This is a genomic window from Arthrobacter sp. 260 (assembly GCF_013116745.1).
GTDB lineage: Bacteria > Actinomycetota > Actinomycetes > Actinomycetales > Micrococcaceae > Arthrobacter_D.
Map to the genome: position 1 here is coordinate 24,353 of NZ_JABFOE010000006.1, position 14,080 is coordinate 38,432.

The window sequence follows — 14,080 nt, forward strand, 5'->3', positions numbered from 1 at the left end:
TTGGGGGCGGGGAGCCCGTGCCGTCAGGGAACGGGCCCTAGGTATCCTCTCATGGATCGAGGTTCCGCCTGTGAGCTGACCCACATGATCGCAGGGCCCTGCAGCCAGTTTCATGGCCGTGTGTCAGCGGCCCTAGCGCGCGGGACCGGCCGGACGTAGGCTCGAAACGGAAAAGTCCAGCGCGAAAGGAACATCATGGGTTTCACAGCAAGTCAGGTGCCGCTTCGGTTGGCTACCGGTGCTTTTATTCTGAACTCTGGGATCGGCAAGCTTCACCTCGATCCGGGTTCCGCCGCCTACCTTCAGGGGATGGCCGCGAAGGCGATTCCCCAGGTGTCCCAGCTGGAACCGGAGAAGTTCGGCAAGTATCTTTCCTACTCCGAGATCGGAATCGGCGCAGCATTGCTGTCTCCTTTCGTTCCCGCACGGCTGGCGGGTCTCGCCCTGGGCGCATTTGCCGGTGGCACCATGCTGATGTACTTCCGCACACCGGAGATGACCGAATCCGATGGCATCCGTCCCAGCCAGGAGGGCACCCCCGTAGCGAAGGACATCTGGATGGTCGGCATTGCGCTGGCCCTGATCCTCGGTCGCAAGAAGAAGTAGCCAAGCCGGGAGGGTCCGCAGGCCCGGGCGGCACTTCCCGCGCGGAGGGTGCGCCCGGATCGCCTAGTGTTGCTTGCATGGACTCCCCGATCGAAAGCTACCTCAAACGTATCCACCAGGAGATCGCCGAGCTCAAGGATGGCAAGCCCTACAGCACCATCCCCGCCATGGCGAACGTCGATCCGAACAACTTCGGCATCTGCCTCACCACTGTGGACGGCTACATCTACGAGGTGGGAGACACCCGGGACGAGTTCAGCATCCAGTCCATCTCGAAGCCCTTCACCTACGGCCTGGCCCTCGCCGATCTGGGGATGGACGCCGTGGACGAAAAAGTTGACGTCGAACCGTCCGGCGACTCGTTCAACGAGATCTCGCTCGCCGAAGGTACCGGCCGCCCCTCCAACGCGATGATCAACGCCGGCGCCCTGACCGCCACCTCCCTGATCAAGGGATCCGGCGGTAACGGCCGGTTCAAGCGGATCCTCAACACCTACTCGGCCTTCGCCGGCCGGCAACTGAGCGTCAACACCGAGATCTACGAGTCCGAGCTCAAGCACGGGCACCGCAACCGGGCGCTCGCCCACCTGCTGCGCTCATTCAATATCATCGAGGACGATCCGCAGCCGGTGATCGAGGACTACTTCCGGCAGTGCTCGGTGCTGGTGAACTGCCTCGACCTCTCGGTGATGGCGGCTACCCTCGCCAACAGCGGCCGCAACCCGCTCACCGGGCGCCAGGTGCTGGAGATCGGGCCGATCGAACGGGTCCTGTCCGTGATGACCACCTGCGGCATGTACGACGACGCCGGCGCCTGGATCAGCACCGTTGGCATGCCCGCCAAGAGCGGCGTCGCAGGCGGCACCATCGCTGTCCTGCCTGGCCAGGTGGGACTCGCCGTGTACTCCCCTCCCCTGGATGAGCACGGCAGCAGCGTGCGCGGCATGGCGACCAGCCAGCGCCTCTCCCGGGACATGGAACTCCACTTTGTCCGGGCCGCCCGGACCGGCAAGTCGGCCATCCGGTCCACCTACGACATCTCAGCGTCGCCGTCGGGCATCCGCCGCAACGACGAGGCGATGGACATCCTCAGGGACAACGGCCACCGCGCCCGCGTGATCGAACTCAACGGCGACCTGCTGTTCGCCGGCACCGAGTCGATGATCCGCGAGCTGAGCTCCCTCGACCGGACCGTCGAGCTGATCATCCTGGACCTTCGCCGCGTGGACGAAGTAGCCGATGTCTCCCTGCGCCTACTCGCTGAAACCCGGGAGAACCTGGTCAGCGAGGGCCGCGAACTGGTCCTGATCGACAGCGACGGCACCCTCGCCGAGACCTTCCAGGACGTGGACCGCGAGGTCCCCACGTTCGACACCCGCACCGCCGCCGTCGAATGGTGTGAAGACCGGCTGATCGCCGCCTACGGCGATGACCTGTACCTTCCCACGGTGGTCCGGGTCACCGACTGCCCCGCGCTGAGCCCGCTGACCGCTGACGACGCGTCGGCGCTTGCCGACCGGATGGAGGAGCGCGAGTACGACGACGGCCACGTGATCCGCCGCGTCGGCCAACGGTTCGGCGGTGTGTTCTTCATCCTGTCCGGGAAGATTACGACGTCGGTCCCCGGTCCCACCGGAGGACGGGTCCGCCTCACCACCCTCAGCGCTGGCATGACCTTCGGCGAACTCGCGCTCGGTAGCGACGACCGCCAGGAAACCACGGTGAAAGCCGAGGGCGGAGTCAAGGTCATGGTGCTGACCGCCGACGCCATTTCCACCCTCGAATCCGAGGATCCGCGGCTCGCCGTCGAACTCTGGAAGGCCCTGACCCGCGACGCCTACACCCGCGTGGACCTCTACCTCCGCGAAACCGCGGTCCGGGTCCGCGACTAGGCCCGGTAATTACACAACGCGTTCGTGACGTATTTATTGCACTTTAGGTTAGGCGTGCCTTACCTTTGAGCAATGACCTCCGTTCTCACTGGTTCCGACGTTGGCCTCACGGCTACGGATCTGACCATCTCCTACGATTCACGGCCCGCCGTGCACCAGGCAGGGTTCACGCTGGAGCCGGGCAAGGTGACCGCTTTCATCGGGCCGAACGGGAGCGGGAAGTCCACGCTGCTGCGCACCGTCGCCCGGCTGCATAAGCCGGACAGCGGATCGGTGACCCTGGGCGAGCGCGTTGATGCCTTCGCGTTATCTTCTCGGGACTTCGCCAAGCGCGTTACCCTCCTCACCCAGGGCCGCCCCACCCCCGGCGGGACCACTGTGAAAGAGGTGGTCGATTACGGCCGCCACCCCCACCGAAGCCGCTGGACCGCTAAAGACCCCGACGGCGCGGCGGTGGTGGAACGCGCGATGCGTCTCACCAACACCCACGAGCTCACCGACTCCCCCGTGGCTGCGCTCTCCGGTGGCCAGTTGCAGCGCGTGTGGCTCGCCTCCTGCCTGGCCCAGGACACCCAGGTACTGCTCCTTGACGAGCCCACCACCTACCTCGACCTGCGCTATCAGGTCGAAATCCTCGACGTCATCCGTGACCTCGCCGTCGAACATGGCGTGACCGTCGGCGTCGTCCTCCACGACCTGGATCAGGCGGCGGCGATCGCCGACCACCTGGTGCTGCTCGAGGCGGGGACCATCACCACTGCAGGCTCGGCAGCTCACGTGTTGACCGCCGAAAACCTGACCCGGGCCTTCGGCGTCCGGGTCGACGTGACCATCGATGCAGCCACCGGGTCCCTGACCACCCGGGCTGTCGGACGTCACACCTACCTCTCCCTCACCCCCTAGTTCGAATTACCTAGAGAAAGAAACACCATGCGCAAAACACGACTCCTTGCTGCCCTGACGGCGGGGGCCATGCTGGCCATCAGCGGCTGCGGCACCACCGAGGATGCCGCTTCCAGCGACTCTTCAGCCGACACCGGATCCGGCGAGTCCATCACGATCGTCGACTCCCGTGGCAAGGAAGTGGTCCTCGACGGCCCCGCGACCCGGGTGGCAGGTTCGGAATGGGGAGTCATCGAAAACATGGTGTCACTCGGCGTGATGCCGGTGGGCGCCGCCGACATCGAAGGCTACGAAACCTGGGTGAGCTCGGCCCCGCTGGACGACACGGTCACGGACATCGGTACCCGCGGAGAGCCCAGCATCGACACCCTCGTCGCACTGGAACCGGATCTCCTGCTCGTCACCGACTCGCTGGTCGACGGAGCCATCGAACAGATCGAAGAAACCATCCCCGTCATCGTGGTCCCCGGCGGAGACGCCGCTGACAACATCGGCCAGATGTTCGAGACGATCGGCCTGATCGCCAAGGCCACCGGCACCGAGGACGCAGCCGAGGAGCTGAAAGCCAACTTCGAGGCCAAGGTAGAGGAAGACCGTGCCGCGGTCGAAGCAGCCGGAGCCACCGGCGACGCTGTTGCCTTCTCCGACTCGTACGTCGACGCGGGAAGCGTCTCGATCCGTCCCTACGCCGAGGGTTCGCTGGTTTCCGACGTCTTCGCCGAGATCGGACTGGAGAACGCCTGGTCAATGGAGGGCGATCCCGCCTATGGTCTGGCACAGACCGACGTCGAGGGGCTGACTGAGCTTGGCGACGCACACTTCTGGTACATGGCCAATGACGCCTTCGGTGATCCGTACACGGACGAGTTGGCCGACAACGCCATCTGGATGGACCTCCCCTTCGTGACCGAGGACAAGGTAGTGCGGTTCCCTGACTCCATCTGGACCTTTGGCGGTCCTACCTCAATGGAACAGATCATCGACGCAGCCGTCGACGCGCTGAACTAACCACTCCCATGCCGCAGACGACTCTCACCCGCCCCGCCCCCGCCACCCCACGCGGACCGGCCAGCACCGCCTCACGCGTTCCCCTGTTCGCTGTGGCGGCGGGGTTGGTGGGTGCTGTGGTCGTCCTATCGGTGATTCATCTAGGTCAGGGCACGGCCGCAGTCACCCTGTCCGACCTGTGGCAGCTGGTCACCGGTAGCGCCACCGACGAGGCCACGGCAGTGGTGACCGCCTCACGGGTGCCGCGCCTCGCGGCCGGAATTCTGGTCGGCGTGGCCCTGGGCGTTGCCGGCGCAGTGATGCAGTCGGTGTCCCGCAACATCCTCGCGTCCCCCGATACCCTCGCGGTAAACGCCGGAGCACATCTCGCGGTGGTGGCAGTGGCAGCCTTCGGGCTGCCGCTGCCCCTTTTCGGCGCGGTCGGCGTTGCGTTCGCCGGCGGGCTGGCCGCAGCAGCCCTGGTCCTGGCACTGTCCGGGGCCGGTGCCGCCGGGACGGTCCGCCTCGTCCTTGCCGGGTCGGCGATCGCCCTGGCGTTCAGTGCACTCACCACCACCCTGCTGCTGCTGTTTGCCCAGGAAACCCGTGGGCTCTACGCCTGGCAGGCCGGGTCCCTCGGACAGAGCGGAATCGACAAGTTCCTCCTCCTCGGTCCGCTGACCGGGGTGGTCATCCTGGTGCTCCTGCTCACATCGCGGTCGCTGGACCTGCTCACGCTCGGCGACGACCAGGCTCGGATGCTCGGCGTCAACGTCCGGCGCACCCAGGTGATTGCCATCGTCCTGACGGTCCTGCTGGCGGCGGCAGCGGTCACCATGGCAGGACCCATCGGGTTCATCGGCCTGGCCGCCCCGGCGCTGGTCCGGTTGGCGGCGTCGGCGGTCCCCGGTCTGCACAAACACGCCGCAATGATTCCGGTGTCGGCGCTCACCGGCGTCGTCCTGGTGCTCGGCGCCGATGTGGGCCTGCGCGCAGCGGTCGGAGCGCAAAGCGCCGTCGAGGTACCCACCGGGGTCATCACCACCATGTTTGGTGCGATCTTTCTGGTGCTGCTGGCGCAACGCCTGCGGACAGCCGGCCCAGTGCGCGAGCCCCGCCGCATCAGCATGGCCGCATCCCGCTCGCGCGGCCGGGTCATCCTCATCATCGCGGGGATCGCCGCCCTCACCGTCGCCACCGCCTTTGCCAGCGTCCTGATCGGCGACACCAAACTCCTCCTGGGTGACCTCGCCAACTGGGCTGCCGGTCAGGCCGGACCAGTGGTGTCCAACGTGATGGATACCCGCCTGCCGCGGGTCGGCGCCGCACTGCTCGCGGGGGCCTCCCTGGCACTGGCTGGCACCACCGTGCAGGCAGTGACCCGGAACCCGCTCGCCGAACCAGCGATTCTCGGTGTCAGCGGCGGGGCCGGGCTCGGCGCGATCGCCGTCATCACCTTCGTTCCGATCGCCGGGTTCTGGTTCATCAGCGCCGGCGCTGGCCTCGGCGCCGCCGTGACCGCCGCGATCGTCTTCGGCCTCGCCCTCCGCGGCGGTCTCCAGACGGACCGGCTGATCCTGATCGGCTTCGGCGTTTCAGCGGCAGCCACCGCAGGGATCACCCTCCTGATTGTCCTCACCGACCCCTGGAACGAAGCGAAGGCGCTGACCTGGCTGTCCGGTTCCACCTACGGCAGGTCCCTGCAACACCTGGTGCCAATGATCGTCGCGCTGATCCTCACGGCTCCGATCATCGCCAGTGCCCACCGCACCCACGACCTGCTGGCGCTCGACGAAGACACCCCCCGCCTGCTCGGCATCCGGGTCCCGACGGCCAGGGCCATCCTCATTGTCTGCGTCGTTGTGCTGACCGGCTCCGCGGTGGCAGGCATCGGTGTGATCGGCTTCGTCGGTCTGGTGGCACCCCACGCGGCACGCGCGCTGATCGGCCACCGGCACAAGCTCGCACTACCGACCGCCATGCTGCTCGGCGCCCTGCTCGTCTGCCTCGCGGACATGCTCGGGCGGACGGTGATCGCGCCGTCCCAGCTCCCCGCCGGACTGCTGACCGCGATCCTCGGCGCGCCGTACTTCATCTATCTGCTCTACCGCAGCCGCCGGAACACCTGATCGCCTGACAGACTGGGCGGATGGTGATGTTCGAAGAACTCGACTGCAAAAAGACCCGACTCGGCGAGATCAGCCTCAGGCGGCGCTGGGACCGGACCTTCGACAAGGAGGTCTACGAGGTCAAACTCGACGACGACTTCCTGATGTCCAGCCTCTTCACCGTCGCCGAGATTGAGCTGACGACACTGGCACTCGCCGAGCTCCCGGGCGACGGGCTCGATGTCGTCGTCGGCGGGTTGGGGCTCGGCTACACGGCGCAGGCGGTCCTCGACAGCCCGAAGGCCAGGTCGTTGCTGATCGTTGAAGCGCTCGGCGAAGTCATCGAATGGCACCAGACCGGGCTGATCCCGGCGGGCAGAACCCTGACCGCTGATCCCCGCAACCGCTATGTCCACGGTGACTTCTTCGCGCTGGCGGCCTCCGCCGAGGGGTTCGATCCCGAGGCACCGGGCCGGCAGTTCCACGCGGTGATCCTCGACGTCGACCACTCCCCCCGGCATGTCCTCCACCCCAGCCACGCGCCGTTCTACGACCCGGCCGGGACACAGCGGCTGGCAGGCCACCTGCACCCCGGCGGGGTCTTCGCCCTCTGGTCCAACGACCCGCCCGACGACGACTACCTCGCGGTCCTCGGCAAGGTGTTCACCGAGGTGCGTGCCGTCGTCGTCAGTTTCGACAACCCGCTGCAGGGCAGGGACTCGACCAACACGGTGTATCTGGGCCGCAAGGCGCTGGACTCACAGAGCTGACTCACGCTTCGTGACGCTAGAGCCTCGCGATCCGTTCAATGTCCTCGCGGAATTCCTGCGCGACGGACGCCGAGACGGTGGTCCGGGTCTCGGCGATCGCCTTCAGGTAATCATCGCTTGATGGACCCGGCGCCGGCGTGCCGCTGTCAGCCCCTCCGAAGACCGCCTGCTCCAGAGCCCGTTGGGAGGCTTTGCGTGCCGCGAATTCTATGTCAGCAGGGGAAAAACCGTCGGAGGTGTCCACGAGCCGGGCAAGGTCAATGTCGGCTGCCACCTCGGACGGGATATACCGCTGCCAGATGGCGTGCCGGGCGGCACTGTCGGGCAGCCCGATGGGGATGACGTAGTCGAAGCGTCCGTGGCGGAGAAAAGCGGTGTCAAGGGCCCGAATGAAGTTCGTGGCGCACACCAGGAGGCGGCCCGGCTGCTCCCGGAAGGCAGGAATGATCTTGAGCAGTTCGTTGGTCACGCCCTGCAAAGGTGACGGCGGCTCTCCTTGCCGTTGCGCGGCAATTTCCTCGACCTCGTCAATGAACACCACTGCGTGTTCCAGTTCGGCAATTTCGAGGAAGGTCTCCCGCAACGCGCCCGCCAGCCCTTTGGAGTCAGTGGCCAGCCTTGACGGGAACACCTCGACGAAGGGCCACTCCAACCGTGAGGCGATGGCCTTGGCGAACGTGGTTTTACCGGTTCCCGGCGGACCGAACAGCATCACTGCGCGCGGCGGCACCACCCCGTACTGGTCGGCGAGGTCGGGGTTGGCGAGGGGTAGGACCAGCCTGCGTTCGAGCAGTTCTTTCTCGCGCTGCATGCCGCCCACGTTGCTCCACAGGTTCCTCGGCATCAACCGTCCACCGAGTTCGCTGAGCAGGCCCATCTCCTGGCGTTGCACAGGGATGTCCCGTTCAAAGTACCGCAGGTGTTTCCGGTCATGGAATCCTGAGTTGAGCAACGCGTCCACGCGCTGTTCGGCATCGGGCACCAGGGTGGAGAGTTTCGTCAGGCCATGCGGGGCCATCCTGCCCTCGATGGCTGCAAGCAGCGCGCTGCCGATCCCCTGGTTCCTCCAGGCCTCGTCAATGGCGAAGAACACGATCCATCCCTGGTCGTGCGCAGCGCGGGCTACCGCCGTGCCGACCACCGTCTCACCATGGACGGCGACGACGGCGTGATCCTTCTGGCAGGAGGCGAGGACCTCGGAGAGGGCGTACACCGGTTCGACACCAGCACTGCGGGACTCCTCCCACAGGTGCAGAATTGCGTCCATGTCCGCGGAGTGAAAGTCCTTGATTCTCCAGCCGGTCATACGGGTGACTCCTTCGTCGTGTGTCGAGTGCGGCGCAAGTGAAACGCGCCCTGCGCTGATCATGGCATACGGCTGGACGGTACCGGAGATTGTGACTGTCAGAGGGTGCTGCCAAGATGCTGAGATGCAGCTCAACCGGTTTCCCATCCGGCGGGTCACCGCCCACCCGGCCCATCCGCTCGATCCAGGCACCTGGCCGGCGACCCTGCCGCCGGTAACGCAACTCCTGAATGGCGGGATGGACCTCGGCGCCGCGACGGTGCTGGTGGGCGAGAACGGCTCCGGCAAGTCGACCCTGGTGGAGGCTATCGCGCTGGCATTCGGATTGTCCCCGGAGGGAGGGTCGACCGGCGCACGGCATTCCACCCGACCCTCCGAGTCCGACCTGGCGGAGCACATCCAGCTGGTCAGGAATCCGGGCGGCACCAAGCGCGGTTACTTCCTGCGCGCCGAGACGATGCACGGGTTTTTCACCTACCTGGAACAGAATCCGGGGATGTCCAGCATCGACCGCCAGTTCCACTCGATGTCCCACGGGGAATCGTTCCTGGAACTGACAGTGGACCGGTTCCGCGGGCCCGGTCTGTGGGTGCTGGATGAGCCGGAATCGGCGCTGTCCTTCGGCGGCTGCCTGGCCTTGCTCGCCATCCTGAAGGAACTGCTCGCCGACGGGAAGTCCCAGGTGCTGCTCTCCACCCACTCCCCGCTGCTGGCGGCGCTGCCCGGGGCAGCAATCCTGGAGATCGGGCCGTGGGGGTTCCGTGAGAGGCACTGGGACGAGCTGGACCTGACCGTGAACTGGCGAAGCTTCATGAACGAACCAGACCGGTATCTGCGCCACCTCTAACCCCGGTAGCGTGCCGGTCACCTGCCGCGGGTCCGCAACATGGCTGTAACACTATGGCTGTAAAACTCTTACATGTTCCTCACACCGTCAGACCAGGACAAGCTGCTGCTCAGCGTCGCTGGCATGGTGGCCCGTGACCGCCTCGACCGGGGTGTGCTGCTGAACTACCCCGAAACCGTCGCCCTGCTCTCCTGCTGGGTCATGGAGCGCGCCCGGGAGGGCGCCCAGGTCGCCGACCTGATGAGCCGGGGCCGCAGCGTCCTCACCCGCGCCGAGGTGATGGAAGGGGTGCCCGAGATGATCCCCGATCTGCAGATCGAAGCCACCTTCCCCGATGGCCGCAAGCTCGTCACCATCACCGAGCCCATCCCATGACCGGCGAGCCGAGCCGGATGATTCCCGGCGAGATCCGCACCCTTCCCGGGTCCCTTGAGATCAACGCCGGCAGGGAGCATCGCACCCTGGTGGTGGTGAACGACGGCGACCGCCCCATCCAGGTGGGATCCCACTTCCATTTTGCCGACGTCAACGCTGCCCTCAGCTTTGACCGTGCCGCCGCCACCGGGTTCCGGCTGGGCATCCCGGCCGGGACCGCCGTCCGCTTTGAACCCGGGGCCTCCCGTGAGGTCCTGCTGGTCAAACTCGCCGGCACGGGCACCGTTCCCGGGCTCCAGCGTCGACCCGCACCGGAAGGCTAACCCATGGACATCAGCAGGCACGACTACTCCCACCTGTATGGGCCCACCGTCGGCGACCAGATCAGACTCGGTGACACCGACCTGTGGATCACCCCCGAACAGGACTACACCTTCGGTGGCGACGAGTCGGTGTTTGGCGGCGGCAAGAACATCCGCGAGTCCATGGCCCAGTCCACCAGGACCAGCGCCGAGGGCGCGCCGGATCTGATCATCACCAACGCCGTCATCCTGGACCACTGGGGCATTGTCCGGGCCGACGTTGGGGTCAGGCACGGGCGGATCGTCGGCATAGGCAAGTCGGGCAACCCGGACATCATGGACGGGGTTGACCCGGCCCTGGTCATCGGCCCGGGAACCGAGGTGATTTCCGGGGAGGGCAAGATCCTCACCGCCGGCGGTATCGACAGCCACGTGCACCTGATGGGCACCGACGCGCTCCGGGAAGCGGTTGCCTCCGGAATCACCACTGTCGGAGGCGGTGGGACCGGCCCGGCCGAGGGCACCAAGGCCACCACTGTGACCCCCGGCGCCTGGAACCTCGCCACGATGCACCGCGCCCTCGATTCACTGCCCCTGAACTTCCTCCTCTATGGGAAGGGCAACACCGTCAGCGACGCGGCCCTCGACGAGCAGGCCCTCGCCGGTGCCGCCGGCTACAAGGTCCATGAGGACTGGGGCTCCACCCCCGCCGCCATCGACGCAGCACTGCGGGCCGCCGACCGGTGGGGAATGCAGGTGGCCCTCCACGCCGACTCGCTCAACGAGGCGGGCTACGTCCAGCAGACCCTTGAGGCAGTCGCCGGCCGCGGCATCCACGTGTTCCACGCCGAGGGCGCCGGCGGGGGCCATGCCCCGGACATCATCACCGTTGCCGCCGCAGCCAATGTCCTTCCCGCGTCAACGAACCCCACACTGCCGTTCACTGTCAACACCGTCGCGGAGCACCTGGACATGCTGATGGTCTGTCACCATCTCAACCCGCGCATCCCCGAGGACCTGGCCTTCGCCGAGTCGCGCATCCGCGCCACCACCATGATGGCCGAGGACGTACTGCAGGACCTGGGTGCGCTGTCCATCACCTCCTCCGATGCGCAGGCGATGGGCCGCATCGGGGAGACCATCACCCGCACCTGGCAGGTGGCCCACGTGATGAAGCACCACCTGGGCACCCCCGAATCCGCGTCACCGGCCGACAACGAGAGGGCCCGACGCTACGTCGCGAAGTACACCATCTGCCCCGCCGTCGCGCACGGCATCGATGCCGAGGTGGGCTCGATCGCCGTCGGGAAGCTGGCTGACCTGGTGCTGTGGCATCCGGCGTTCTTCGGGATCCGCCCGTCGCTGGTGATCAAGGGCGGGGCGATTGTCGCCGGCCAGATGGGCGACCCCAACGCTTCACTCCCCACCCCTCAACCCGTCTGGATGCGTGAGGCGCTGGCGGGGACCCCGACGTCGGCGCCGCACCTGTCGACGTCGTTCGTCACGCCCGCCGCGCTTCAGGACGGGCTCGCCGACCGGCTGGGCCTCACCCGCCGCCTCACGGCCATCGCCGACACCCGAGGGGTTACCAAAGCGTCACTGCCGAACAACACGGCGCTCCCGGACATCCAGGTGGACCCTGAAACGTTCAGGGTGAGCATCGACGGCCAGGAGATCGAGCCAGCCCCCGCCGTCGAGTTGCCCCTGACCCAGCGCTACACCCTGTTCTAGGCATGGGACTTTAGGGATGGGTGCCAGCGCATCGGCTCTTGCCGGCTTCCTGCTCGCGGATTCCCGCCTGCCCTCGGGTGCGTACGCCCATTCGGCGGGACTGGAGCCGGCGGTCCTGGGCGGGCTGGGACCGGACCAGGTCTACGGCTACCTGCTGTCCCGGCTCCATACGGTGATGCGGGTGGAAACAGCGGCGGCAGTTCTCGCCTTCCGGCGCGCGGTGCTGGCACAGGACCAGTCGGCAGACACTGTCAGCGCGACCCCCGGAAGGCCAGCCTTCGCGCCGATTGAGGCGGCACTGGACGCACGGACACCGTCAGGTGCCCAGCGTGACGCGTCCCGACGGCTCGGCCGCGGAATGCTGCGCCTGGCCGTAACCCTCGTCCCGGGCAACCCTGCCGTCGACCTGCTGGCCAGGGAGGTGCCGAAGCCCACCCGCCCGGTTGCCCTCGGCGTCCTTGGGGCGGCCCTCGGGGTTCCGGAACTGGAACTGGCACTGCTCTGCTGTTACGACGACGCCCAATCGGTGGTCGCCGCGGCGCTGAAGCTGCTTCCCATCGATCCGATGACTGGCACCCGCTGGATTCTCGACGCTGGCGCCGCCATGGACGATGTCGCGCGTGCAGCGCTCACCACTCAGACCGAAGACGACCTGCCCGCGCTCAGCGCTCCGTGGATGGAGCAGTGGGCGCAGGAACACACCACCAGAACAAGGAGACTGTTCGTTGCCTGAAATCCCTACCCTTTCCACCCGTTCTTTCCGGCTTGGCATTGCAGGCCCGGTCGGCACCGGGAAAAGCTCGCTGATCGCGTCGATTTGCCGCGCCATGTCCGGCGAACTGTCCATCGGCGTCATCACCAATGACATCTATACCGACGAGGACGCCCGGTTCCTGAAATCGGCTGGCGTGCTGCCCGGCGAGCGGATCCGTGCTGTCGAGACCGGCGCGTGCCCCCATACGGCCATTCGCGACGACGTCACCACGAATCTCCTGGCGGTGGAGGACCTCGAGTCCGATTTCGCGCCCCTTGACCTGGTAATGGTGGAAAGCGGTGGCGATAACCTCACCGCCACGTTCTCGCCGGCCCTGGTGGACGCCCAGATCTTCGTGCTCGACGTGGCGGGAGGCGGCGACGTCGCCCGGAAGGGTGGCCCCGGCATCGCGCGGGCCGACCTGCTGGTGATCAACAAGATTGACCTGGCACCGCACGTGGATGTCGACGTCGATCTGATGCTTTCCGATGCCTTCGACGCCCGCGAGGGCGGCCCGGTCCTCGCCCTGTCACGGAAGGTGCCCGCCACCGTTGCCGAACTCGCCGAGTGGGTCCGTTCGATGGTGGTGCAGCACCGGGCCGGAACGCACACACCGCAGGATCCGGGACCGATGGCGCCGCACTTCCACGCCGACGAGGACGGCGGCTACGTCCACACCCACGACGACCCCTCCGGGGCTGCTGGAACGCACCGGCACTAGCCGGTGGCCGCTGTCGCAGGGTCGCTGGAAGTGCCGGCAAGGTCCACCCGGATCGGTGTCGAGTTGGCCGGTGGCCGGGCGAGCTACACGGTGCTGGACCAGGGCCAGTTCCTGGCGCCCCGCCCGGTGCACCGCGCCGCTGGTCGTTCCGGGAGCGGACCCGACCCAACCCATGCCCGGGTCGCCCTGATCGGGATCTCGATGATGCTCCTCGGTGGCGATGATGTGTTGATCGAGGTGTCGGTGGGTGCCGGGGTCACGCTTGAGGTGGTGGAACCGGCTGGCCTGGTCGCCTACAACGCGGCAGGCGTGCAGGCCCGGTGGCGGCTCTCGGCCACCGTGGCCGACGGCGGTACGCTGCTGTGGGCGGGGGCGCCGTTGGTCGTCGCGGAGGGCGCCAATGTGCTCAGGGACACCCGGGTGTCGCTGGCGGCTGGCGCCCGCCTCGTCCTGCAGGAAGTGCTGGTGCGCGGCCGTACCGGGGAAACCCCCGGCGAGCTGCGCAGCTCGGTGCGCTGCTCGGGACCGGCCGGTGACCTCCTCTATGAGGATTTGGACCTGACCGGCGACCACCGGTCAGCGGTGGGAGTGCTTGGTGGGACCCGGGTCCTGGGCGCCGTCACCGCGCTGGGCTTCACGCCTCCGGCACTGGAGCGTTCAAGCCTCACTCGGTTCGACACGGCGTCCGGCGGTGCGGTGGCCCGGATTCTGGCGGACAGTGCCCACCACGTGACGCAGCAGGTGGAGCGGGTTTTCGCCGCGTGGCGATAGGCTCTTG

14 protein-coding genes are annotated in these 14,080 nt (G+C 67.1%); 13 read left to right on the forward strand and 1 reads right to left on the reverse strand.

Annotated features, from left to right (window positions below; translation table 11 throughout):
- Nucleotides 1–195: 195 nt before the first annotated feature.
- The 6 genes from HMI57_RS08420 to HMI57_RS08445 all read left to right on the forward strand — a co-directional run bounded on the left by HMI57_RS08420 (nt 196) and on the right by HMI57_RS08445 (nt 7,266).
- Nucleotides 196–606 (forward strand): hypothetical protein, encoded by a 411-nt coding sequence (locus HMI57_RS08420; protein ID WP_171585508.1) that lies wholly within the window; start codon nt 196–198, stop codon nt 604–606.
- Nucleotides 607–683: 77 nt separating this feature from the next.
- Entirely contained in the window at nt 684–2,498 is a 1,815-nt protein-coding gene (gene glsA, locus HMI57_RS08425; RefSeq protein WP_171585509.1) for a glutaminase A, read from the forward strand.
- A 72-nt stretch (nt 2,499–2,570) separates the two neighbouring features.
- The gene (locus HMI57_RS08430; protein WP_171585510.1) at nt 2,571–3,401 is read left to right on the forward strand and encodes an ABC transporter ATP-binding protein; all 831 of its coding nucleotides are present in this window, start codon (nt 2,571–2,573) and stop codon (nt 3,399–3,401) included.
- A gap of 27 nt (nt 3,402–3,428) precedes the next feature.
- Nucleotides 3,429–4,409: an iron-siderophore ABC transporter substrate-binding protein gene (locus HMI57_RS08435; protein WP_171585511.1), complete on the forward strand. Its 981-nt coding sequence runs from the start codon at nt 3,429–3,431 to the stop codon at nt 4,407–4,409.
- Between the two features lie 8 nt (nt 4,410–4,417).
- The gene (locus tag HMI57_RS08440) at nt 4,418–6,517 is read left to right on the forward strand and encodes an iron ABC transporter permease (RefSeq protein WP_171585512.1); all 2,100 of its coding nucleotides are present in this window, start codon (nt 4,418–4,420) and stop codon (nt 6,515–6,517) included.
- Nucleotides 6,518–6,537: 20 nt separating this feature from the next.
- Nucleotides 6,538–7,266, forward strand: coding sequence for a spermidine synthase (locus tag HMI57_RS08445; RefSeq protein WP_171585513.1), 729 nt, complete (start codon nt 6,538–6,540; stop codon nt 7,264–7,266).
- A gap of 16 nt (nt 7,267–7,282) precedes the next feature.
- Here HMI57_RS08445 and HMI57_RS08450 read toward each other — a convergent pair whose 3' ends face one another.
- Nucleotides 7,283–8,572, reverse strand: a complete 1,290-nt coding sequence (locus HMI57_RS08450; RefSeq protein WP_171585514.1) for a bifunctional GNAT family N-acetyltransferase/ATP-binding protein — start codon at nt 8,570–8,572, stop codon at nt 7,283–7,285.
- A 124-nt stretch (nt 8,573–8,696) separates the two neighbouring features.
- Here HMI57_RS08450 and HMI57_RS08455 point away from each other — a divergent pair, with 124 nt between their 5' ends.
- From HMI57_RS08455 to HMI57_RS08480, 7 genes are all read left to right on the forward strand, one after another.
- Nucleotides 8,697–9,419: an AAA family ATPase gene (locus tag HMI57_RS08455; protein ID WP_171585515.1), complete on the forward strand. Its 723-nt coding sequence runs from the start codon at nt 8,697–8,699 to the stop codon at nt 9,417–9,419.
- A gap of 72 nt (nt 9,420–9,491) precedes the next feature.
- The gene (locus tag HMI57_RS08460) at nt 9,492–9,794 is read left to right on the forward strand and encodes an urease subunit gamma (protein WP_171585516.1); all 303 of its coding nucleotides are present in this window, start codon (nt 9,492–9,494) and stop codon (nt 9,792–9,794) included.
- Between the two features lie 17 nt (nt 9,795–9,811).
- Nucleotides 9,812–10,117 carry an urease subunit beta gene (locus HMI57_RS08465; RefSeq protein WP_171585672.1) on the forward strand — a complete coding sequence of 102 codons (306 nt, stop codon included), beginning with the start codon at nt 9,812–9,814 and terminating at the stop codon, nt 10,115–10,117.
- A 3-nt stretch (nt 10,118–10,120) separates the two neighbouring features.
- The gene (locus HMI57_RS08470; RefSeq protein ID WP_171585517.1) at nt 10,121–11,827 is read left to right on the forward strand and encodes an urease subunit alpha; all 1,707 of its coding nucleotides are present in this window, start codon (nt 10,121–10,123) and stop codon (nt 11,825–11,827) included.
- A 16-nt stretch (nt 11,828–11,843) separates the two neighbouring features.
- Nucleotides 11,844–12,560 carry an urease accessory UreF family protein gene (locus tag HMI57_RS19075; RefSeq protein WP_228721005.1) on the forward strand — a complete coding sequence of 239 codons (717 nt, stop codon included), beginning with the start codon at nt 11,844–11,846 and terminating at the stop codon, nt 12,558–12,560.
- Nucleotides 12,553–13,302: an urease accessory protein UreG gene (ureG, locus tag HMI57_RS08475; RefSeq protein WP_228721006.1), complete on the forward strand. Its 750-nt coding sequence runs from the start codon at nt 12,553–12,555 to the stop codon at nt 13,300–13,302. Before HMI57_RS19075 ends, ureG begins: the two co-directional genes overlap by 8 nt.
- A gap of 3 nt (nt 13,303–13,305) precedes the next feature.
- Nucleotides 13,306–14,073 (forward strand): urease accessory protein UreD, encoded by a 768-nt coding sequence (locus HMI57_RS08480; RefSeq protein WP_171585519.1) that lies wholly within the window; start codon nt 13,306–13,308, stop codon nt 14,071–14,073.
- The last annotated feature ends 7 nt before the right edge of the window (nt 14,074–14,080 follow it).

Coding starts and splice junctions, on each gene's coding strand:
- HMI57_RS19075 (WP_228721005.1), top strand. CDS start 11,844: ATGGGTGCCAGCGCATCGGCTCTTGCCGGCTTCCTGCTCGCGGATTCC.
- HMI57_RS08445 (WP_171585513.1), top strand. CDS start 6,538: ATGGTGATGTTCGAAGAACTCGACTGCAAAAAGACCCGACTCGGCGAG.
- HMI57_RS08455 (WP_171585515.1), top strand. CDS start 8,697: ATGCAGCTCAACCGGTTTCCCATCCGGCGGGTCACCGCCCACCCGGCC.
- HMI57_RS08440 (WP_171585512.1), top strand. CDS start 4,418: ATGCCGCAGACGACTCTCACCCGCCCCGCCCCCGCCACCCCACGCGGA.
- HMI57_RS08470 (WP_171585517.1), top strand. CDS start 10,121: ATGGACATCAGCAGGCACGACTACTCCCACCTGTATGGGCCCACCGTC.
- HMI57_RS08465 (WP_171585672.1), top strand. CDS start 9,812: ATGATTCCCGGCGAGATCCGCACCCTTCCCGGGTCCCTTGAGATCAAC.
- HMI57_RS08460 (WP_171585516.1), top strand. CDS start 9,492: ATGTTCCTCACACCGTCAGACCAGGACAAGCTGCTGCTCAGCGTCGCT.
- glsA (WP_171585509.1), top strand. CDS start 684: ATGGACTCCCCGATCGAAAGCTACCTCAAACGTATCCACCAGGAGATC.
- HMI57_RS08430 (WP_171585510.1), top strand. CDS start 2,571: ATGACCTCCGTTCTCACTGGTTCCGACGTTGGCCTCACGGCTACGGAT.
- HMI57_RS08435 (WP_171585511.1), top strand. CDS start 3,429: ATGCGCAAAACACGACTCCTTGCTGCCCTGACGGCGGGGGCCATGCTG.
- HMI57_RS08420 (WP_171585508.1), top strand. CDS start 196: ATGGGTTTCACAGCAAGTCAGGTGCCGCTTCGGTTGGCTACCGGTGCT.
- HMI57_RS08450 (WP_171585514.1), bottom strand. CDS start 8,572: ATGACCGGCTGGAGAATCAAGGACTTTCACTCCGCGGACATGGACGCA.